Origin of the sequence: Shewanella sp. GutDb-MelDb (genome assembly GCF_002836075.1) — a bacterium.
Taxonomy (GTDB): Bacteria; Pseudomonadota; Gammaproteobacteria; order Enterobacterales; family Shewanellaceae; genus Shewanella.
Window position 1 is genome coordinate 36,521 of record NZ_PJBM01000262.1, and the last position, 21,923, is coordinate 58,443.

Sequence of the window (21,923 nt, forward strand, 5' to 3'; positions counted from 1 at the left end):
CAGCAAATCAACGTTACTCATAGACATCGATATGTGATCCCTCTAAATTAGATTGAAAATTTCAAAGTAACCTAAAAGGAAGTGTATGTTTAGCCATCTAATGATTGGTACAAATGACGTAGCTCGTTCAAAAGTATTTTATGATGAGATCATGAAGGTGCTTGGTTACAGCGAGGGTGTCATCGATGAGAAAGGGCGTTGTATGTACTTTAGCCCATCAGGTGTGTTGGGTTTGACGAAACCAATAGACGGTGAAGAAGCGAGTCATGGAAATGGTATGACGATTGGTTTTCTCGCGGACAGTCCTGAAGTTGTTGATGAATGGCATCGTGTGGGGATGGCAAATGGCGGCATTGCAATAGAAGAGCCTCCTGGCGTTCGTGGAGCTGGAGAACGTAAATTGTATCTTGCTTACTTGCGAGACCTAGACGGAAATAAAATATGTACGACGCATTTTCTGCCAAGTTGAGCCTGCGCTATAACAAATCTGTTTAAGCTGACAGCCAAAGCGATTAAGCATCATTATCTGCTGACAATTATCTATCGCAGCTGAATTCCAACAATACGATGATACAATCAAAAAAGGCACCCATAGGTGCCTTTCTGTTTATAAAATAATGTTAAATTAGTACAGCTCGTACTGAGATTATTTTATCTTTTTAATTTTAGCAGGTGAGGCATTTTTGACCTTAACTCGGCGACCTTGCATGTTCTTCTCGCCTATCACCTGAGCGCCTGCGTTATCACTGCGCTGCTGTTTTTTCGCGAAACTACGGCGAGTTTGCAGATGCTTGATCAACACGTCGCGGCTACCCACTTCGTATCCTGGGATCGTCACACGACGTAGCTTCTGACCAATTAATTTCTCAATGTCGTGCAGAGTACGTTCCTCTTCACGGCTCACAAATGAGATCGCCACACCTGATTTACCGGCACGACCTGTTCGACCAATACGGTGAACGTAATCTTCAGCCAAGAAGGGTAAGTCATAGTTTACGACGTATTCAAGACCTTGAATGTCGAGTCCACGAGCGGCAACTTCAGTTGCAACCAATACGCGCATTTTGCCCTCTTTAAATTCGCGTAAAGAGCGACGACGGGTACCTTGGGTTTTCTCTCCGTGGACAACGGCAGTAGGAATACCATCAAGGTTAAGTTCTTTTTCTAGCTTATCAGCAGCATCACGAGTCGCGGTAAAGACCAAGACTTGCTTCCAGTTTTTCTTACCAATGAGTTCTGACAGTAGCTCACGCTTACGGCGTTGCTCTACAGGATAAACCACTTGGCTTACGGTATCGGCGGTAGTGTTTTGCTTATCAGCTGTAATGATAGTTGGTTTTACCATCATCTCGCTAGCGAGTCGTTTAACCGGAGCAGAAAAGGTCGCTGAAAACATCATATTTTGACGTTTGCTATTCACTGCTTGTAGCAGTTTTTGGATTTCAGCGCTAAAGCCCATATCTAACATTCGGTCAGCTTCATCGAGTACCAAGAAGTCGACATTAGACAAGCTTAAGTTACAGGCGGTGAGATGCTCAAGTAAGCGGCCTGGAGTAGCGATAATAATGTCTACGCCGCGCTTAAGTTTAATCGCTTGGGTTTCCATCTTAACGCCGCCGAATATGGTGGCGACATTAATGTCTAAGTATTTAGCGTAATCATTCACATTGTCGGCAATTTGCGACGCAAGTTCACGCGTTGGGGTTAAGATCAGCGCACGGGTATTTGAGCGTTGAGTGTCGCTTGGGTTATCAACCATTTTTTGCAAGATGGGTAATGCAAAGGCCGCCGTTTTACCGGTACCGGTTTGTGCACTGGCTAATACATCTAGGCCACGACGCACTGCTGGGATTGCTTGCTGCTGAATAGGAGTCATTTTTTCATAACCACATTCAGAGATAGCACGTAAAATCTCGGGAGCAAAACTAAAAGATTCAAATCTCATTATGAGGGGTCCTATAATCTACTATTCAACCGCTAGCGTACAGCGCTAACGCCTTGTCTACCATTAAAATGGCGGTGGCGGAGTATAGCAAACTTTCGCTTAGAACCTGCAGTTTTTTTATTACTTCATTTGGCAAATTATGCTGATGGCATGAACGATACAGCCCATTTTGTCGCGGCTGGGTTTCTCAATTCGAAGCGCATTGAGGAGATAAGGGTTAATCGTTTGAATTCCTGATGAATATACAGCATTTACAAAAAAGCAGCGTCGAAACGCTGCTTTATTGATAAACGGCGACTTTAGATTGCCGCAGTGACTTTATTTAGCCAAGTTAGATCATCACCGTGCATATGCGGGCTGAGCTTTTCACGCACCTGTTGGTGGTATTGATTAAACCAGTTGAGCTCAGTGCTTGTGAGTAAGTCTTTATCAATGAGGCGTGCATCCATGGGGATAAAGGTGAGTACTTCAAACTCAAGCATGTCGCGTTCAGCGTTGGCTAATGCCACTGATGGTCTTACCGTGACGAGGTTTTCGAGACGAATACCAAATTCGTTAGCACGGTAGTAACCTGGCTCGTTAGATAGCACCATACCGGCGACTAAAGGCACAGGAGTTCTATTTTTACCGATACCTTGCGGCCCTTCGTGGACACTTAAGTAATGACCAACGCCATGACCAGTGCCATGATCAAAGTCGAATCCGTACTGCCATAGATATTGACGTGCAAAAGAATCTAGCTGCTGTCCGGAGGTGCCTTGTGGGAACTTCGACTGGTCGATGGCAATGTGCCCTTTAAGTACCAGCGTGACCATTTTTCTCTGCTCAGCGGTAACATCACCAATGGCAATCGTACGAGTAACATCTGTGGTGCCGTCTAGGTACTGAGCTCCAGAATCGACCAGATAGATACTGTTAATTTCCATCTGTGCAGGTGTGCCATCGTTATGGTTGTAATGGCACATTGCGGCGTTAGCGCCAGTGGCTGAAATAGTATCAAAACTCGGCTCTTGATAAAGCGGGTCTTCAAGACGGAAGCTTTCCAGTTTATCGGCTAACTGACCTTCATCATATAAACGCTCAGCGAGGACTTCGCTATCTAGCCAAGCAAGAAAACGGCTAACGGCAACACCATCACGAATGTGGCAGGCTTTGATCCCGCTCAATTCAGCCTCATTCTTTTTTGCTTTAGGCAATGCAACGGGATCTGCACCGGCAACAAGCTCAGCGCCTGCGTTCTTGGCGGTTATCTGTAACCAGGCGTTAGTGGTGTCTGGGCTGGCGAGCACTTTTTTGCCTGACAGTTTAGCCAGTTCAGCTTCAAGGTCGGTTTCTGTCTTAAAGCTAACCCCGCTGCCCACATGGTGCTCGATACCGTTTGGTAGTTTGGTTACATCGGTAAATAACACCATATCGCCGTTAGCATGCAGTAAGGCTGTACCCAGGACGACAGGTAAGCGTGGTACATCTTTACCACGAATGTTGAGCAACCAGCAGAATGAATCTAAGGCGGCAATAATGGCAACGTCAGCGCCTTCAACTTTAACTGCAGCGCCAATCGTGGTGCGTTTTTCTAAACTACTTCGGCCTGCACTTTGCTCGCTAAACGCCATGATCGGTTCGTTTGAAGCCTGTGGTCTGTCGCTCCAGTTGAGGTCAATTGGATTGTCCTTTACAGCGACTAATTCGATTTGTGCTTTATTCAAGGTAGCTTGCGTACTGTTGAACCATGAAAGCGTGTGCAATCTGGCATCAAAACCGACACTGGCTTTGGCATCAAGCTTCTCTGTGAGCCACTGCGCTTGCGGAGTCTCGTGCAAACTGAGGTATTCAAATAATTCGGCATCGACTTGTTGGCGAACCTGCACGGTGTAACGACCATCAACAAATATTGCAGCTGTGTCTTTTAATACAATGATCATGCCTGCTGAACCGGTGAATCCGCTGGTCCACAACATCCGTTCATTGTGAGCGGGAACATATTCTCCCAAGTATTCATCTGCGCGAGGAATAATAAAGGCGTCGAGATTAGATTTAGCCATTTCGCGGCGAATAGCACTTAAGCGGGCGGCAATAGTAATAGACATGATGACTCCATAATTAAGCACTTGAGCGGCAAGGGTAAGGTTGGCTGAAGGCTGTTAAATGTGTACTTATTTAGCGCGGAGGTTATCACAACTTGAGTCGGCAAGGGCAGCAGCATTTAGCGATCTTGTAACCTTCCATAGGAACGTTCCGGTCTATCAAAGGTTTACAGAGGTGAGTTGCAAGGTCATTCGTGCGACTATGTTATTAACAAAAGCGATAATTATCACTTACGCTAACGGCTATGTCCGTTACAGTGTATGGATGTAGCGAAAGGATAAGAACGAGTTATGCCATTTAATGTATGGGTACTGACACTGGCGCAAGCGTTTGCGATGAGTGCAACACCAATGATGATGTTGTTAGGCGGGATAATTGGTGCTGATATTGCACCATCACCTGAACTGGCGACATTGCCGATTGCGTCGATGGTGGTGGGGGTAGCGCTATCGGTATTACCTGTCTCTAAGTTGATGCAACGTTTTGGTCGAAAGCCTATCTTTATCTCTGGAGCATTGATGGCAGCTACGTCAGGAATGTTGGCGGCTTATGCAACATCTAAGCAAGATTTTGTCCTATTTTGTTTAAGCGGTATGTTATTGGGATCGGCGGGTGCCGTGGTGCAGCAGTATCGCTTTGCGGCAATGGAGTCGGTGTCTGAACAATTAGCGGCTAAGGCGGCTTCGCGGGTATTACTCGGTGGTCTTGTTGCGGCGATAATAGGGCCTGAGTTGGCTGTGCTTGGTGGCGTGATATCAGATCAGGCCTATGTGGGGGCTTTTTCATTTTTAACTATCGTTAGCCTGATAGCCGCCACTATTTTATGTTTCTATCGAGAGCCTAAAATCGAACGCAGTTCAAGCCGTAAGGCGACTAAAGCCACCGGACGCCCGCTTGCCGTTATCTTGACTCAACCTAAACTGTGGGTAGCGATAGCTGGCGCCACGCTGGGTTACGCCATGATGAGCTTTGTGATGACGGCAACGCCACTGCATATGCATCATATCGAGCATCATTCGTTGGCCGATACCAAGTGGGTTATTCAAAGTCACATCATCGCGATGTATCTCCCCTCGCTTATCAGCGGGGTGTTAGTCGCGCGAATCGGGGTATCAAAAATGATGCTGTTAGGGTTGTTGGCTTATGTGGTCACGATCATTACGGCACTGCTTGGGCGGGAGCTATTGAATTATTGGGCCGCTTTAGTATTGCTCGGCATTGGTTGGAACTTTCTATTTGTGGCGGGCACCGCCTTGTTGCCTCGTTGCTACAACACTGATGAGCGTTATAAAGTGCAAGCGTTTAACGATACCTTTATTTTTGGTGCTCAGGCAATGGCATCGCTCAGCGCTGGATGGGTTATTCATGCACTTGGCTGGGAAATTCTATTGATAATTTGTTTGCCTGTTATCGCCGCTCAATTGCTATTAATTGCTTGGTGGAAGCTCTCTAAAAGCCGAATGTTGCAGAAAGAACGCTTATAAATTGAGTTAGTTCTTAGCTGTAAAATGCACTCTGTTGGCTAACGAGACACAACTGAAGTGATTCTTTCTATTTGATTTTATTTGATTTTTACGTTTAACGAACGTTATCGGGGGAGTTGATACAAACATTAGCCTTGTTAGAGGAGCTATTGTCGCTCTTTTTTTATTGATGAAATTAACGACTCACTTGAAAGGTTCATCTACTGCAATACAGCTCATCACTTCTAATTATTTCAATGTTAGCTTTTTAGCATGGTCCCATATTTATCTTTTATTGTTTTTCAAGACAGCTACTTAGTAAGTATTTATCAATTACAGTTAATTAGTACTGACGTTTTGTATATTTTATGCTAGAAAGTGTGACAGATATATCGACGTAGTCTTATGGCGTATAAATAGGCCGTATAAAAAGCTGTAACGGTCGAGCCAATGAGCTGAATGCGTAATTCATCAGATATTTGATTAGGCTTATTGCTGGCTTTAATCAGGTATAAGAGTTTAATTTTTAAAGTAAGGGTAATGAAATGACAATAGGTGTAGGCGGTTCTACCGCAGAACAAGAGTTAGCCAAGCTGACTGATATGACCCAAGGCGCAGCGCCAATTACTCATGCAGAATATTCGGCACGCATTGCTAATGCGCAGGCGATTATGGCAGCCGAAGGTATTGCAGCAATATATATTAATGCGGGTACAAACCTTTACTACTATACGGGCACACGTTGGTATGCGAGTGAACGTATGGTGGGTGCCATTATTCCTGCTAAAGGTGAACTTGAGTATATTGCGCCTGCTTTTGAGGTTGATACGCTACTGGGTTATATGACGATTAAAGGCAAGGTTAATACTTGGCTAGAAGATGAAAGCCCTTTTGAATTGTTTGGCAATACATTAGCAGGTATGGGCATTGAAGCAGGCGATGTGGGCATCGACGAATCGACCGCTTTCTTTATCTCTGACGGAGTCCGTCAAGCACACCCACAATACAATTATGTCAGTGCCAAGGCGGTAACCGCAGGTTGCCGTATGATTAAATCAGCGCCTGAACTGAGCTTATTACAGCGTGCTAAAGACTTAACACTAGAAGTACACAAATCGGTCGCACGCATACTTCGAGAGGGCATTACCACTACCGAAGTTGAAGCTTTTATTAATGCTGCACACATTAAAGCCGGTATTCCAGCTGGCTCGTATTTTTGCATCGTATTATTCGGTGAAGACAGTGCTTATCCGCATGGGGTTAAATCCCCTAAAGCGCTAGACCTCAACGATACAGTATTGATTGATACGGGTTGTCAGCTATTTGGTTATAATTCTGACATCACCCGTACCTATGTTTATGGTGAGCCAAGTGCACGCCAACGTGAGCTATGGCAGTACGAGCAAGATGCGCAAATAGCCGCGTTTGATGCCGCTAACATTGGCGTGTCATGTGCAAGTGTTGATCGTGCAGCGCGCGATACTTTAGAAGCAGCAGGTTTTGGCCCTGGTTATAACGTACCCGGCTTGCCACACCGTACTGGTCATGGCATTGGTTTAGATATTCATGAATGGCCGTATTTAGTCCTTAACGATCACACTCCATTAGCTGTCGGTATGTGTTTTAGTAATGAACCTATGTTATGCGTACCGGGTGAGTTTGGTGTACGTCATGAAGACCATTTTTACATGACAGAGCAAGGCGCTGTTTGGTTTACCAAACCTGCTCACTCAATCGATGATCCGTTCGGTTACGAAGCGTAAGGCCGCTTTTTAGAGGCTAAAAAAAGCTCGAATGTTTGCACATTCGGGCTTTTTATTGTCTTTATACCGCTAATGATGCGATCTAGTCGATGCTGATAAGCTCTACATCAAAGATAAGTGTTGAACCGCCGCTAATTTTGCCGGCACTGCGATTACCGTAGGCCAATTCACTGGGAATAAAGAAGCGAGTTTTCTCACCAACAACCATAAGCTGTACCCCTTCAGTCCAACCCTTAATCACGCGGTTAAGTGGAAAGTCGATAGGTTCGCCACGCTCAACTGAACTATCAAATACAGTGCCATCGATAAGTGTGCCGTGGTAGTGAACCGTGACGGTATCACTCGCCTTTGGATGAACAGTGCCATCACCGGCGGCCAATACTTGATATTGCAGGCCTGAGGCGGTTGTTGATACGCCCTCTTTTAACTTGTTTTCAGCAAGAAAGGCATTGCCTAGTTCAATATTTTCTTTTGACACTTTTTGGTTATTCATTGAGGTAAAGAAGTAAAAAATCACGCCGGCAATGACGACTACCGCTAATATCATTTTCATATTAATTCACTTTGGTTGAGTTTGGTTGAGTTTGTTTGAGTTAAATTCAGCTTGATTGCAATCATATAGACTCGATACCCACAGGTAAATCTACAGTCGTTTAGAGCATGCGCTGGATCTGTTGAAAATGCTCAGCGCCCTGTGGCGTAAAGAGAACGATGTAGCTAACGCCAATGTTAAGCAGTATGGTTAGCCATAACAGCACTTTAAACGGGGTTTTAGCCGACTTATGCCTAAGAAGTTGCTGCGCAATCAGGGCGCCTGGCCAGCCACCAAGCAGGGAAAAAAGATGTAATGTCGTTTCCTTAACACGCCAGCGCTGTTGGCGTGCGGCGCGTTTATCCAGTGCATAGGCAATAAATGTCATACTAGACATTACGAGCATGTAGATAAGCGCGGTTAGCGGCAGTAAACCAAATTGATAAAGTACGATTGCGCTGATGATGGCAGTGATAGCAAATAGACTGACCATGCTTAATTTAGCGGAACGCTTAGCCATTTTTGTCGTGCCCGCGGCTTGCCCTATGATTTTAGCCATACTGACTTGCGACTTGCCCTTACTATTTTTAGTATTCTTGAAACTAATGATATCGCCGTTTTTAGGGCGTTGAACTTTTGATTTGAAACTGGATACATGTACAAAAATGTCATTACTGCTGTTGGCTTGGGTTATAAAACCAAAGCCTTTTGCATCATCCCATCGGGTCAGTACGCCTTGTTGCATGGTGTCCTCTTCTAGTTATCTATTTCAAGTTGCAGTGACTCTAAGTCTTTTAAAATGCGCACAAACTTTTGCCCAAAGTCGGTCACGTTATATTCGACTCGTGGTGGGATCTCTGGGTAGCTGACTTTCTGCAAAATACCAAATTCGATATTGCGTTTTAAGCACTGGTTCAAGACTTTTGTGGTTAAACCCTCTACCGATTTTACCATCTCGCCAGGACGATTGATGTCATCTTCCAGCAGCTGATAGACCGTTAGTGACCATTTACAGCCGACAATCGTCTCTACCATTCTTGCTGTTTTAGCTGGTCCAGATTTTCTTGAAATTAATTTTTCTTTTAGATTCATAAATATGTACCAAAAAGTACCTATGGTACTAATTTGTGCTTACTATTCAGACATATATTCATTGTTTAAGGTTACCACACTAAATCAGATGAGTGAGCCTTATGAGTAACAAGATGAATGATAAAAAACTAGCCATCGTAGTCGGTGGATCAAGCGGCATCGGTCTGGCAACGGCTAGGCTGCTGCTAAAGCAGGGGGCAGATGTGATTATCATCGGCAACAATGTAGATAAACTCAATATTGCCGCCGCGCAGCTATCAGCTTTGGGCACCGTAAGCACAATACAAGCTGACCTGCAGCAGGCGACCGATGTAGAGCGATTAGCCACAGCGTTAAGCACACTTGAGCGTAAAATAGATTACTTAGTGAATGCGGCAGGTTACTTCAACCCAAAACCCTTCTTAGCGCATTCCTCTGCTGACTACGATATTTACATGCAACTCAATAAAGCTCTGTTCCAAGTGTCGCAAGTGGTTGCGGGTAATATGCAGTTGCACGGTGGCGGCAGTATCGTCAATATAGGGTCTATGTGGGCTAAGCAAGCGGTTAAAGCCACGCCATCATCAGCATATTCAATGGCCAAAGCTGGATTACATGCACTGACACAACATATGGCGATGGAGCTGGCTGATAGCAATATCCGTGTGAATGCTGTTGCGCCAGCCGTGGTTAAAACACCTATCTATGCGGCGTTTATTAAGCCTGAAGAGTTGGACGAGGCTATCTCGGGATTCGATGCTTTTCACCCTATTGGTAGAGTCGGTACTGCAATTGATGTGGCGCAAACGATTGTGCATCTATTATCAGATCAAGCTGCGTGGGTGACTGGGGCTATTTGGGATGTCGATGGCGGCGTTATGGCAGGCCGTAATTAATCGTTATTTGAATAAAACGTTTAGGAGCTATTGATGTTAAATATGGACTTAAGTCAAAAAGTGGTTATTAAAACCCAAGAATCACCCTGGTTAGACAGTCCTTCTCCTACGGTATTTCGTAAGCCGCTTGAACGCGCTGCAGCAGAAAGTGGCCATACGACCAGCATCGTTAAATATCAAGCTGGTGCTCGCTTTAAGCGTCACTCCCACCCCTATGGTGAAGAGATTTTAGTGCTGGAGGGAGTTTTCTCTGATGAGGAGGGTGATTATCCAGCGGGCACCTATATTCGTAACCCACCGGGGAGCGCTCATGCACCGTATAGTGAAGATGGCTGTGTACTGCTGGTTAAGTTAAATCAGTTTGATAAACGTGATTTAAAGACCGTCAGGGTGAGCACTCAGACTCATGATTGGCGTCAAGGAATGGGCGGTTTACAGGTGATGCCTCTGCATGAGTTTGAGCATGAACATGTGGCATTGGTAAAATGGCCTGCCGGAGAGCGTTTTCAAGTACATCGTCATTTTGGCGGCGAGGAGATCTTTGTTATTAGCGGTGAGTTTAACGATGAGCATGGCACTTACCCGCAATACACTTGGTTGCGGAGCCCACATATGAGTGAGCATTTTCCTTTTGTTGAACAGGACACCATTATTTTTGTCAAAACGGGGCATCTCTACCTTGCAGAGTAAGTGTTAACTGTTCAGTGCTTAACATTTCTCGTCGGTACAACACTCTTCTTGCAGAAATGAAATTAGCCCGTCTAAGCAATCAAATTGAGGGATACAATGCAACACTCGTCCTTCTCTTTGCTGTTTCACGAGTCCCGCAGACATTAAGCTTGAGAGGTGATGTGACAAGGTTGAATTAGGGATCTGTAATGTTTCTTGCAGTTGCCCGACTGGTAAGCCTGCATATCCCGCTTTTACAAGACAGCGAAACAACGTCAATCTCGTTGGGTGTCCAAGTTCTTTTAGTGCTTTGGCCGCGACGTCAATGTTCATAAGCTCAATTCAGTTGGTTTACGCTAGACACTTGATTGAAGTGTCTATGTTTCGGTAATTACCGAAATAATAGCAGGATATACTCGGCCAATGAAGGGTTATTTCATTCGCCGGCGATTAAGGCGCGTTATTTTCTCGGTGGTTTCTCTGAGATCCATAATTTAATCGATCCCCGCACCACAACTACACCTTCTGTGTCGTAAGCCGTGACAGCGACTAACATATCACCCACAGCCCATTGCTCAGGCGTAACTTCTGCCACACAGGTGATGTCGCTACCCGCTTTAGCGGTGTAATCAACACTCATCCCCTTTGGGATCCAGCGTAAATGGTTTGGAATAGAGGCTTCGGCCATCGTGCCCATCGCCATCTCAAGGCCGTTACAGATCGCTATAACATGTACCGTTTTAATATGATTTTGAACTGATTTGCGTTTTTTAATGAGACAAACGCATTTATTCACTTTTAATTCACTAATAAAAGGGTTAACTGTACCGAAGTAAGGCGCCATTCGGCAGACCATGAGTGAAAATATCTTATTGCCAAAGGGCAATCGGGTCACACGCCTGTAGAGTGACATCACTTTTGTCGGCTTGTTGTTGTGGACTGAGTTGCTCATCTTCTTCCTTGTGAACCTTTACTGGTCGGATGAGATTAACATTGAATTAACATCAATTACTAGCGTCAGATTATATACAAAGGGAAATGGCAAACTTCATTTCCCTTTGTATGGGATTGAGACGTATAATTTTGCGGGTAATTAGTTTTGATTGAATTAGGGAATAAAGTGAATTATTTAAAGACCTACCTTAAAGGGATGGCAATGGGCGCAGCAGATGTTGTACCGGGTGTTTCGGGCGGTACTATCGCCTTTATTACAGGTATTTTAGATACCTTGCTAGAGAGTATTGGCAGGATCAGCCCCTCTTTGATTTCAATTATTAGAAAACAGGGTGTTAAAGCGGCTTTTTCACATATCAATGGGCCTTTTTTGGTCTGTGTTTTCGGTGGGATCCTAACCAGTATTTTTACCTTGGCGCGGCTAATTACTTATCTGCTGCATAACCACCCCATTCCTGTTTGGTCTTTCTTCTTTGGGCTTATCCTTATCTCAGTCGTACATATGCTCAAGCAGGTCAAAGGTGTTACAGCGGCAAGAGTGGTGTTATTTGGCCTAGGTTTTGTTATCGCATGGGGGATAACCATGCTAAAGCCTATTGCCCTTGAAATGACCTACTTAAATGTATTTTTTGGTGGCTGTATCGCGATTACAGCGATGATTTTACCGGGGATCTCAGGGAGCTTTATCTTATTGCTATTGGGGTTGTATACCTCGGTTATGGGCGCGGTGAAGAGTTTTGATATAGGCATTATAGTCACCTTTGCTGTAGGCGCCGTTATTGGGTTATTAAGCTTTAGCCGGGTGTTATCGCTATTGCTACGTAAATACCATGACGCAACGTTAGTGTTTTTAACCGGGTTAATGCTGGGGACGTTAGGTAAGATCTGGCCTTGGAAAGAGGTGCTCAGTTTTCGAGAAAACTCTAAAGGAGAGATGGTGCCGCTGGATGAACGTATCCTATCGCCATTGCAGTATGAACACCTAACGGGACAAGCGTCATTGCTTACCTATGCCGTTATCGCCATGTTAGCCGGTATCTTAGTGGTATGGGGTTTAGAACGCTTTGCTAATAAAGAACGTTAAGAAGGATTGTAAATAAAGAGCGCTAAGAATAAGGCTAACAAACTCAAATCTGCTTATTAATCAATAAAAACGCCAGCAATTAGCTGGCGTTTTTATTGCCAAAATTCAAAGGAGTGCCATACTGAATTTCACACTTGTACAAAAAAGTGATCCTTGTACAAGTATGCTGCGTAATGACTTCAAAATTAAGGGAGTAATATCATGAGCCATTTTAATTCAGACAAAATTCAAATCGGGATTAGCGCCTGCTTACTTGGAGAGAAAGTCCGTTTCGACGGCGGACATAAAGCATCAGGCTATTGCCGCAAAGAGATAGCCCCTCATTTTGATTATGTCCCTGTATGCCCTGAAATGGCGATAGGTATGGGCGCGCCAAGAAAGTCGGTTCGACTTGAAAAAGACGGTGACGTTATTTATGTTAAAAGTGCCGATGGCTCAATTGATGTTACCGATAAACTAAATGAATTCAGCACAAAAAAAGTGGAACAACTTGGCTTTTTGGGGGGGTACATTCTGTGTGCTAAATCGCCAACGTGCGGTATGGAACGTGTGACGGAATACAAGCTCGGGACTAATAATGGCTGGAAATCAGGCATTGGCGTTTATGCGCGTAAGTTGATGGAACGTTACCCTCTATTACCTGTTGAGGAGGAGGGCAGGCTACATGATCTGGTTATTCGTGAGAATTTTTTCACTCGCGTTTACGCATATCATGATTGGCATTGCCTGCAGGCGTCTGGTTTTACTAAGAGTAATGTCTTAAATTTCCACGTGCGTTATAAATACATGCTAATGGCGCATAGTCCGAAACTGTATCGCGAGCTGGGACCGTTACTAGCGGATATGACCGGTGATTTAGAGAAAATTGCTGAAGAGTATTTCACTGGCTTTATGCAGATCCTTAAGATTAAAGCGACTCGAAAGAATCACACCAGTGCGCTACAGCACATGCAAGGCTACTTTAAAAAACACTTATCGAGTGCGCAGAAAGAGGAACTAGCTGAATCAATCTTAAAGTATAACCAAGGTTTGCAACCCATCTTGGTACCAATGACCTTGATTAACCATTATATCCGTGAGTTTCCAACGCCTTATATTGAGAATCAAGTCTATCTGAATCCGCATCCAGAAGAGCTTAAACTGCGTTACGCGTACTAAGTTAGCGGGCACAATTATGACTCAGGTTAAGCCTTTCATTGCGGAAGATAAGTGGCTCACTATAGGTGAAGCCGCTGACCGTACTGGGGTTAATCCAGTGACATTAAGAGCGTGGCAACGCCGTTATGGTTTAGTTGTCCCTAAGCGAACAGTAAAGGGGCACCGGCTTTATAGCCACGCACACTTAATGCAAATCGAAGAGATCCTTTATTGGCTCAATAAAGGGGTCTCTATTAGTAAAGTAAAACCCTTTCTTAAGGCTTCAGTTATCAAAGCGGCGGCCAAACCTCTGGCTAACAATACCTCGCTGAGTGCTGTTGAGATGAGTTTTTGGCAGGGAAATATCATCTTTCTGAATCAGTGCTGTATTGATTTTAATGCCACTGACTTACATAAAAAATTAAACGTATTAACAGCGCTCTACCCATTTAGCGTTTTAAAAACATGCCTTTACTGGCCCTGGTTAAGTGGACATGAAGCAACGATGGGAGAGCGAAAGGATGCTGCAAGTATTCAAGCTTGGCTCAGTAATGAATTGGCAGCCCATTTTTCGGCGCGGCGGTTGGCATTGCTACAAGAAGATAGCTTAGCCATGACGCTATTGGTCTGTATTGGCAAGGAACCCCATTGGAGTCCATTGATGTTTTCTGCTGAACTGAGTGCCTATAAAGTGAAACATCAACAGATTAATATTACCAAGGTTAGTGAGTTGGGGTTTATTGCTCAACGAATACCCTCGAGACAGATACTGCTGATCGCTCACCCCCAGTTTAATAATGTCGATACTCGAGAGTTTGAGCTGCTGATGCAATCCAACTTTGGCAGTATCAATCTGGTGGGGATCTATGCCAAAAGCGTGAATCAACGCTTGGGCCTAAGTCATCTCAGTATTAAAGACATTGTGGCTAAGGATGGGGTAGCGAATAGCATTGTTGATACCGATATCGAAATAATGACACCGAACAATGAGACAAGATTAAGTGGAAACAAGGATGACTAATTATGGCGGCTGAAAAGGTAAATACACTGGTTTGGTTTCGAAGCGATCTGCGGGTGCAAGATAACCAAACATTAATGGCGGCTTGCGAACATGCAGTAAGCAAGGGCCTGTTGCTGCGGGCTATTTTTATTGCTACGCCGCAGCAGTGGCTGCAACATGATGTAGCGCCAATTCAGTTGGACTTTATCGAACGGCAGCTAAATGAATTGGCTGTCGCTCTTGCCGCCCTTGGGATCCCGTTGGACGTTTATCACCTTAATACCTTTGACGATATTCCAGCATATCTAAAACAATATGTTGAGCAGTGGCAGGTCGATAGTGTATTTGCCAGCAGTGAGCCTGAGTTTAATGAGTGTCAGCGCGATCTCGCTGTCGCCGCAAAGGTGAATTTAAGCCTATATCAACAGCATTGCCTGTTAGCCCCATTGAGCGTGCTCAACTTAGCGGGAAAGATGTATAAGGTCTTTACCCCGTTTGGTAAAAAGTGGCGTGAAATAGCCAGATCTAAGCCAATACACACACTCGTTACTCCTAATGCAATCGCTGCGCCTATCAGGGTGACTGAGCCCGTTCGACTGCAGTGTGCAAAAGTGTGCAGCAAAGCTTGGGCTGTTGGAGAACATGCGGCGTTAGCCCAATTACGAGAATTCGCGTTAACTAAAGCGGCAGACTATAAGGCGTTTAGAGACTTTCCTGCAATTGATGGCACCAGCCAAATATCGGCCTATCTCGCTGTCGGCATTCTCAGTTCACGTCAATGCATTGTGGCCCTGCTCAGTCATTATCCCGATGCATTAGTCCACGATGAAAGCCCCGGCCGTTGCTGGCTAAATGAGATCATCTGGCGAGAGTTTTATCGTCACTTGCTGGTGGCCTTTCCTCTGCTTTCAAAAGCGCAGAACTTTAACCCATTAGCCGACAATATCGTTTGGCGAAATAATGAAACAGAGTTTAAAGCTTGGTGTGATGGCCGCACCGGATATCCACTGGTGGATGCGGCGATGCGCCAGCTAAATCAAACAGGTTGGATGCATAACCGTTTAAGGATGGTAGTCGCGAGCTTTCTGACTAAACATCTGCTGATTGATTGGCGCTGGGGCGAACGTTACTTCAGGCAGAAACTTATCGATGGTGACTTGGCCGCCAATAATGGTGGTTGGCAATGGTCTGCGGGCACAGGTTGTGACGCTCAACCCTATTTCAGAGTATTTAATCCGATTTCACAATGTGAAAAGTTTGATCCTACTGGTGAGTTTATTCGTAACTATCTACCAGAGCTTAAAGGTGTGGATTTGAAGTTAATTCATAAACTTAAAATACCGACCCAAGCGCAACTTTTTTCAGATAGTCACTATATTTGCCCGATCGTCGATCACAAACTTGCCCGTGAGCGAGCGTTAAAAGAGTTGGCTGCGATGAAACGCGGTAACAACCCAGTGGCAGCGATAGATTTAGATAAGGAGATTTTCGGATGACAATCACTGCAGATACAACCATGGAAGTTTCGGTCGCCGCAATGAGCGCCGTCAATAATAGCGCTAATGCGATATTAGACAGCCAACAAGCCAGTGTCGATATCCTGTCTCAAGAGATTATTGAGCGCTTTGTCTCTGTCTATCAACAGCTCAATAAAGACAACCTAGGGTTACTTGGTGATATCTACTCGGAAGACATTTGTTTTATTGATCCACTGCATAAAATTGCTGGGTTAACCGCACTAACAAGTTACTTTGAAACGCTTTATCAAAATGTTGAATCGATAGATTTTGTTATACATCAAGTGGTGCGAGATGACGGTGCTGCAGCATTAAAATGGACCATGAACTTAGTTCACCCTAAGCTGAATGCGGGTAACGGCATTAGCGTTGATGGCATGAGTTTACTGATGTTTACCGATAAAATTCATCATCATCAAGACTATTTTGATCTCGGTGCAATGCTTTATGAACAGCTGCCTATCGTTGGTGGATTAATTGGTTTTATCAAGTCAAAGGTGGCTAAATGACCACTCTGACAGAGGCAACCCAAACACAAAAAAGCGTGCTGATCACAGGTGCGAGTTCAGGCATAGGCTTGCAACTGGCTCATGACTATTTAGCGCAAGGCTGGCAAGTCTATGCCTGTGGCCGTAATGAGCAAGGGCTAGCCACGCTTGCTGGCGCAAAGAAGCTGTTATTTGATATTAATGATACTGACGCCATCGGCGTACAAGCCGACTTGATAAAAGCAGATAAAATGCAGCTCGACTTAGTCATCTTGAATGCAGGGACCTGTGAGTATGTTGATGATGCTATCCATTTTGACGGCCAGTTATTCGAGCGAGTCATTCGCACCAATGTGATCTCTATGGGGCACTGTTTAGCGGCTTTTATACCCTTAATTAAAACGGGAGGGCGTATTGGCTTAATGGGCTCCAGTGCGGTATATCTGCCATTTCCAAGGGCTGAGGCATATGGTGCATCAAAGGCGGCAGTGCAATATTTGGCCAGTAGTTTGTCGCTGGATCTAAAGCCTCATGGCATTGGCGTGAGTGTTATTTGCCCTGGGTTTGTAAAGACCCCACTCACTGATAAAAATAATTTTGCGATGCCAATGCAGCAAACGCCTATTCAAGCGTCAGTAGCAATAAGACAAGGTCTTGATAAAGGCCGTCAAGAGATACACTTTCCACGTCGCTTTACCCTCATTTTAAAATTTATATCCTTGTTGCCCCGCGGTATTTGGCAAAAAATGGTCCAGCCAAGTCAAGCATCAGCTGTGGAACAAGTGACTGAGCCTGAGGCTAACCCGCATTCAAATAAGCCGACAGATAATAGGAAGGTGCGCTAATGGAATCTGCAGCAAACCGCAATAAACGCAAAAAAATTGCCATTGTTGGATCGGGTATTTCAGGTCTTACGTGTGGGTATATTTTATCGCAGAAGCACGATGTCATTGTTTTTGAAGCTAATGATTATATTGGTGGGCATACCGCGACTGTCGATGTCGATATGGATGGCAAACGCTATGCTATCGATACTGGTTTTATCGTGTTTAATGATCGCACCTATCCGCGATTCGAACAGTTACTGGCTCGCCTTGAGGTTAAGGCAATAGCCACAGAAATGAGTTTCAGCGTACACAACTCGCTGACTAAACTTGAATATAATGGCAACACCCTGTCTAGCCTTTTTGCGCAGAAGCGCAATCTATTCCGCCCTCGTTTTTGGCTGTTTATTAGAGAGATTTTACGGTTTAACAAGTTATGTAAGCAAGCATACTCAGACGACCATTATGCTTATCAAACATTAGGTGAATTACTCGATAAAGAGCGTTTTAGTGAGTTCTTCAGTTTGCATTACATACTGCCTATGGGCGCGGCTATTTGGTCATCGAGCATAGAGGATGTGAAAGCCTTTTCGCTACGATTCTTTATTCAGTTCTTTCAGAATCATGGCTTGTTAAATATTGCCGACAGACCGCAATGGTATGTACTTGAAGGCGGATCTCGTAGCTATATTGCTGACTTAACCGCCCCTTTTGCCTCCTCTATTCATTTGAATAGCCCTGTTAATGCGATTGAACGCAATGATGCAGGCGTGAAAATTAAGGTCAACGATCAGTGGTTGCAATTCGATGAGGTGATCTTAGCCTGTCATAGCGATCAAGCGTTGGCGATGCTAAGTGATGCCAGCGAGGATGAACAACAAGTATTGAGTAAACTGACTTATCAAAATAATGAAGTGGTTTTGCACTGTGATGAGTCTTTATTACCAAAGCGTAAGGCCGCTTGGGCAAGTTGGAATTATCGCTTAGATGGTGATACCAAGAAGCAAGCCTCAGTGACTTACAATATGAACATATTGCAGTGTCTACCTAGCGATGCGCCCACCTTTTGCGTCACCTTGAACCAGTCGGAGCTAATTGATACAAACAAAATAGTGCGCAGCTTTAATTATTCACACCCGGTATTTAATGAACAAACCTTGCTAGCTCAATCTCAAAAGTCATTGATCTCAGGCGTTAATCATACTCATTTTGCTGGTGCTTACTGGTATAACGGCTTTCATGAAGATGGCGTTCACAGCGCATTTGATGTGTGTGAAGCATTTGGGCTACGCCTATGAATATCCAGCTAAATAGCGGTATATATAAAGGAGATGTTAAGCATCGACGTTATAGTCCACGCAAACATAATTTTGATTATGAAATAGCAATGTTGGTGCTCGATCTTGACGAGCTGAACGTGATCGAACAGATGAGTTGGTTATTTTCAACCACAGGTTTTGCACCACTGATGTTTAATCAAAAAGATTATCTAAATGAACAGGTAAAGACTTCTGACTCCGCTATTATCGCGGATAACCTCAAAGCAAGAGTGTTGAATAAAGTCGATGAGTTAGGCGGCGATATTGAGTGTGAACGAGTGCTTTTTGTGGGTCAGGTAAGGCACTTTGGCATCTATTTTAGCCCGATTAATTGTTTCTTTTGCTACCAAGGTAGCGACGTCAGATACATGTTGGCTGAAGTCAGTAATACGCCGTGGAATCAACGTCATTACTACCTTGTTGATCTTAATAATCCGCAGCCCAGTGATAAGGCGTTTCATGTGTCACCCTTTATGGACTTAAACATGAAATACATATGGCGCATAGAGCCGCCATCTTCGTCTGTCAAAGTCGGGATTGAGAACCGAAGTACGCAAAAATTATTTGATGTTAACTTGTGTCTATTTCGACGGGAAATGAGCCACCATAGTTTACGCACAATGCTGCTGCAGTTCCCCTTTATGACACTCAAAATAGTGCAAGGGATCTATTGGCAAGCACTGAAACTATTTATAAAGCGCGTGCCTTTTATTGGGCATCCAGACAAGTCAGCGGAGAGATAATAATGGACAATACTGTAACCAAGAAAAGTCTGACTAGCGCAGCTTTACCCGATAGCTTAGCGAGAAAGTTATTGCTAAGCGTATTACCAGGGCTAGCCGATGGTCACTTAAGTTTGATCGACGGCGATAATAGCTATGAGTTCGGCAGCAAGGATTCAGATCTACATGCAACGTTAATCGTCAAGCATCCCCGTTTCTATCGGCAGATCTTGTTGTCTGGTTCTATTGGTGCGGGTGAAGCCTACATTCAAAACGACTGGACCAGTCCCGATCTCACCAAGGTGGTACAGATCTTTGCCAAAAATTTGCCGTTGCTGGATAAATTAGAGCAGAAGTTATCTTGGTTGACCACACCTTTTAGCAGAGTCGCTCATCTGTTCAAGCGTAATACACAAGCAGGCTCAAAGAAGAATATTTTGGCCCATTACGACTTAGGCAATGACATGTACCAAGCCTTTCTTGATAAAGAAATGCTGTATTCAAGTGCGTTGTATCCGCATGCTGACGCTTCATTAGAGGAAGCACAGCAACATAAACTTAAGACTATTTGTGAGCGACTCGACTTGAAAGCTGGGCAAACGCTGCTTGAGGTCGGCACTGGTTGGGGAGCCCTCGCCATTTATGCTGCTAAGCACTACGGCGTGAAAGTGACAACGACAACCATTTCAGATGCCCAGTTTGAATATGCAGTAGCGCGAGTGATACAGGAAGGGTTAACGGACAGTGTCACCTTGCTTAAAGACGACTACCGGATCTTAACCGGAGAGTATGATCGCGTGGTTTCTATTGAGATGATTGAGGCGGTAGGGCATGAGTACTTACCCGGATTCTTTAAGAAACTACAAGCACTGTTAAAGCCCAATGGACGCCTATTAATTCAAGCGATCACCATCGTCGATCAGCGCTATAACAGTTATCGCAAGAGTGTTGATTTTATTCAGCGCTATATTTTCCCTGGCGGCTGTTTACCGTCTGTAACGCGCATGACCAATGAACTGACTAAACACACTGATTTTGTCACTTGGTCAGTGGATGATATGGGCTTGGACTATGCTAAAACCGTCAAGGACTGGCAGGACAATTTCGACGCTGCGTTACCAAAAATTAAGGCGCTAGGTTATGGCGATGATTTTATCCGTATGTGGAAATTCTACCTAAGTTATTGTGAAGGTGGCTTCCTTGAACGCACCACCAGTGCAGTTCACCTAGTCGCGGTTAGACCGCAATATCGCCCTACGCAGCAACAGGGTTAATATGTTTCAGGTTTGGGTCGATAAGTTAGCATCGCAATATTTAACGGTCGTTAATTTGCTAATGTTCCAATGTGTGTGGTGGTTATCTATTTTGTACCAAAATAGCGCATTGGGACTTAGCTTAGGTTTGTTGTTGTTTCATTTCATCTTATCAAGCCGGATGCAGCTTGATTTCATGCTAATGCTGAAAGTGGTGCTGTTGGGGATCGCTGTTGATTCTGGGTTGATCTTTAGCGGTGTTTTTCATTTTAGTGAGACACCTTACTGGCTCATATTACTTTGGTGTCACTTTGCTATCAGTCTAGGTTACAGTTTGGCGTTTACTCAAAAACTACCATGGTATATCAATGCTTTACTCGGAGGCGTGTTTGGCTGTATCAGCTATTTAGCCGGAGCGCGCTTTGATGCCGTTCACCTGCCGCTGGAGTATTTAAGCAGTGCAATGATCTTGTTTGCCATCTGGATCGTAATATTCCCTATATTCGTCAATATCAGCAGGCGAATGCTCAAGGATTAACGCCCCGTTTGTTCTCTGGATGATTTTATAGGAATGGTTAACATGGGTTATTCTGTTGTAAATCGCACTATCTTATTGACCGTCTTCATGTTTAGCGCTGCTTGCCTTGCGCAAGAGGGGCCGGTTGAGGAGCTGACTGACACCATTCCTCCTAATCCCACGCCAGATTTACCCTCTACAGTAGACGCTCAAGTTGAGCAGAGTTTTGCAGCCAGTGTTGCATCATTTCAAGAAGTGGGGCGAGGCGAGATGCAGTGGTGGTGGTTTACACTTTACCGAGCAAGGTTACTGACGCCTGATGGCGCTTATAGGCAAGGGCAGTATCCGCTAGTATTAGACATTGAGTACTACCAAGATATCCCTAGTTCACGTTTGCTCGAAGCAACGTTAGATCAATGGCAGCATCTCGGCCTAGACGACAACCGTCAGCTGCTGTGGCAAACCACTCTTAGTGAGCTTTGGCCTGATGTTACAGAAGGTGACAAGTTGAGCCTTAAGGTGATGAGTCCGCAAGTTAGCCAATTTTATTTCAACGGAAAACCACTGTCCAAGGCGATGCCTGCAGGTTTTAGTGACGACTTCTTATCGATTTGGTTGTCGGATCAAACCAGTCGCCCAGACCTTAGAAAACAGTTACTCGGGGAGGTCGCATGCGATTGTTAA

The 21,923-nt window shown here is 44.6% G+C and carries 23 protein-coding genes; 16 read left to right on the forward strand and 7 right to left on the reverse strand.

What is annotated here, in order from left to right; translation table 11 throughout:
- Positions 1–85: 85 nt before the first annotated feature.
- The gene (locus tag CXF82_RS20105; RefSeq protein ID WP_101091241.1) at positions 86–469 is read left to right on the forward strand and encodes a VOC family protein; all 384 of its coding nucleotides are present in this window, start codon (positions 86–88) and stop codon (positions 467–469) included.
- A gap of 177 nt (positions 470–646) precedes the next feature.
- Here the strand turns inward: CXF82_RS20105 and CXF82_RS20110 are convergent, their stop codons facing one another.
- Together CXF82_RS20110 and CXF82_RS20115 are read right to left on the reverse strand one after the other, a co-directional pair.
- The gene (locus tag CXF82_RS20110) at positions 647–1,945 is read right to left on the reverse strand and encodes a DEAD/DEAH box helicase (protein ID WP_101091242.1); all 1,299 of its coding nucleotides are present in this window, start codon (positions 1,943–1,945) and stop codon (positions 647–649) included.
- 299 nt (positions 1,946–2,244) lie between these two features.
- Positions 2,245–4,032, reverse strand: coding sequence for an aminopeptidase P family protein (locus tag CXF82_RS20115; protein WP_102044829.1), 1,788 nt, complete (start codon positions 4,030–4,032; stop codon positions 2,245–2,247).
- 288 nt (positions 4,033–4,320) lie between these two features.
- Here CXF82_RS20115 and CXF82_RS20120 point away from each other — a divergent pair, with 288 nt between their 5' ends.
- Positions 4,321–5,514 (forward strand): MFS transporter, encoded by a 1,194-nt coding sequence (locus tag CXF82_RS20120; RefSeq protein ID WP_102044830.1) that lies wholly within the window; start codon positions 4,321–4,323, stop codon positions 5,512–5,514.
- Positions 5,515–6,038: 524 nt separating this feature from the next.
- Complete coding sequence (locus CXF82_RS20125; protein WP_101091245.1) at positions 6,039–7,256, forward strand: M24 family metallopeptidase; 1,218 nt, start codon at positions 6,039–6,041, stop codon at positions 7,254–7,256.
- 82 nt (positions 7,257–7,338) lie between these two features.
- On the opposite strand, the gene CXF82_RS20130 is transcribed toward CXF82_RS20125, so the two are convergent.
- The 3 genes from CXF82_RS20130 to CXF82_RS20140 all read right to left on the reverse strand — a co-directional run bounded on the left by CXF82_RS20130 (position 7,339) and on the right by CXF82_RS20140 (position 8,880).
- Positions 7,339–7,809, reverse strand: a complete 471-nt coding sequence (locus CXF82_RS20130) for a BamJ family beta-barrel-assembly machinery protein (protein WP_101091246.1) — start codon at positions 7,807–7,809, stop codon at positions 7,339–7,341.
- 100 nt (positions 7,810–7,909) lie between these two features.
- The gene (locus CXF82_RS20135; RefSeq protein WP_102044831.1) at positions 7,910–8,533 is read right to left on the reverse strand and encodes a DUF1294 domain-containing protein; all 624 of its coding nucleotides are present in this window, start codon (positions 8,531–8,533) and stop codon (positions 7,910–7,912) included.
- 11 nt (positions 8,534–8,544) lie between these two features.
- Positions 8,545–8,880 carry a winged helix-turn-helix transcriptional regulator gene (locus tag CXF82_RS20140; RefSeq protein WP_102038429.1) on the reverse strand — a complete coding sequence of 112 codons (336 nt, stop codon included), beginning with the start codon at positions 8,878–8,880 and terminating at the stop codon, positions 8,545–8,547.
- A 113-nt stretch (positions 8,881–8,993) separates the two neighbouring features.
- Between CXF82_RS20140 and CXF82_RS20145 the strand changes: the two genes are divergently transcribed.
- Together CXF82_RS20145 and CXF82_RS20150 are read left to right on the forward strand one after the other, a co-directional pair.
- Positions 8,994–9,755 (forward strand): SDR family NAD(P)-dependent oxidoreductase, encoded by a 762-nt coding sequence (locus CXF82_RS20145; protein ID WP_101091249.1) that lies wholly within the window; start codon positions 8,994–8,996, stop codon positions 9,753–9,755.
- A 33-nt stretch (positions 9,756–9,788) separates the two neighbouring features.
- Positions 9,789–10,445, forward strand: a complete 657-nt coding sequence (locus CXF82_RS20150) for a cupin domain-containing protein (RefSeq protein WP_101091250.1) — start codon at positions 9,789–9,791, stop codon at positions 10,443–10,445.
- An 18-nt stretch (positions 10,446–10,463) separates the two neighbouring features.
- On the opposite strand, the gene CXF82_RS20155 is transcribed toward CXF82_RS20150, so the two are convergent.
- Complete coding sequence (locus CXF82_RS20155) at positions 10,464–10,757, reverse strand: ArsR/SmtB family transcription factor (protein WP_101091251.1); 294 nt, start codon at positions 10,755–10,757, stop codon at positions 10,464–10,466.
- Positions 10,758–10,884: 127 nt separating this feature from the next.
- The gene (locus CXF82_RS20160) at positions 10,885–11,376 is read right to left on the reverse strand and encodes a hotdog fold domain-containing protein (RefSeq protein ID WP_101091252.1); all 492 of its coding nucleotides are present in this window, start codon (positions 11,374–11,376) and stop codon (positions 10,885–10,887) included.
- Between the two features lie 168 nt (positions 11,377–11,544).
- On the opposite strand from CXF82_RS20160, the gene CXF82_RS20165 reads away from it, so the two are divergent.
- The 11 genes from CXF82_RS20165 to CXF82_RS20215 all read left to right on the forward strand — a co-directional run bounded on the left by CXF82_RS20165 (position 11,545) and on the right by CXF82_RS20215 (position 21,923).
- A complete protein-coding gene (locus tag CXF82_RS20165) occupies positions 11,545–12,462 on the forward strand; it encodes a polyprenyl-phosphate transporter (RefSeq protein ID WP_101091253.1) in 918 nt (305 codons plus the stop codon).
- A 201-nt stretch (positions 12,463–12,663) separates the two neighbouring features.
- Complete coding sequence (locus tag CXF82_RS20170) at positions 12,664–13,620, forward strand: YbgA family protein (protein WP_101091254.1); 957 nt, start codon at positions 12,664–12,666, stop codon at positions 13,618–13,620.
- A 16-nt stretch (positions 13,621–13,636) separates the two neighbouring features.
- The gene (locus CXF82_RS20175; protein ID WP_102044832.1) at positions 13,637–14,620 is read left to right on the forward strand and encodes a MerR family transcriptional regulator; all 984 of its coding nucleotides are present in this window, start codon (positions 13,637–13,639) and stop codon (positions 14,618–14,620) included.
- A gap of 2 nt (positions 14,621–14,622) precedes the next feature.
- Positions 14,623–16,095, forward strand: a complete 1,473-nt coding sequence (phrB, locus tag CXF82_RS20180) for a deoxyribodipyrimidine photo-lyase (RefSeq protein WP_102044833.1) — start codon at positions 14,623–14,625, stop codon at positions 16,093–16,095.
- A complete protein-coding gene (locus CXF82_RS20185) occupies positions 16,092–16,625 on the forward strand; it encodes a nuclear transport factor 2 family protein (RefSeq protein WP_232775039.1) in 534 nt (177 codons plus the stop codon). Before phrB ends, CXF82_RS20185 begins: the two co-directional genes overlap by 4 nt.
- Positions 16,622–17,449, forward strand: coding sequence for an SDR family NAD(P)-dependent oxidoreductase (locus CXF82_RS20190; protein ID WP_101091257.1), 828 nt, complete (start codon positions 16,622–16,624; stop codon positions 17,447–17,449). Before CXF82_RS20185 ends, CXF82_RS20190 begins: the two co-directional genes overlap by 4 nt.
- Positions 17,449–18,726 (forward strand): NAD(P)/FAD-dependent oxidoreductase, encoded by a 1,278-nt coding sequence (locus tag CXF82_RS20195; RefSeq protein ID WP_102044834.1) that lies wholly within the window; start codon positions 17,449–17,451, stop codon positions 18,724–18,726. Before CXF82_RS20190 ends, CXF82_RS20195 begins: the two co-directional genes overlap by 1 nt.
- Positions 18,723–19,490, forward strand: coding sequence for a DUF1365 domain-containing protein (locus CXF82_RS20200; protein ID WP_102038422.1), 768 nt, complete (start codon positions 18,723–18,725; stop codon positions 19,488–19,490). The genes CXF82_RS20195 and CXF82_RS20200 overlap by 4 nt, the downstream gene beginning before the upstream one ends.
- Positions 19,491–19,492: 2 nt before the next feature.
- The gene (locus tag CXF82_RS20205; RefSeq protein ID WP_101091260.1) at positions 19,493–20,743 is read left to right on the forward strand and encodes an SAM-dependent methyltransferase; all 1,251 of its coding nucleotides are present in this window, start codon (positions 19,493–19,495) and stop codon (positions 20,741–20,743) included.
- Position 20,744: 1 nt separating this feature from the next.
- Positions 20,745–21,260, forward strand: a complete 516-nt coding sequence (locus CXF82_RS20210) for a DUF2878 domain-containing protein (protein ID WP_101091261.1) — start codon at positions 20,745–20,747, stop codon at positions 21,258–21,260.
- 42 nt (positions 21,261–21,302) lie between these two features.
- Positions 21,303–21,923 carry a chalcone isomerase family protein gene (locus tag CXF82_RS20215; RefSeq protein ID WP_180961235.1) on the forward strand — a complete coding sequence of 207 codons (621 nt, stop codon included), beginning with the start codon at positions 21,303–21,305 and terminating at the stop codon, positions 21,921–21,923.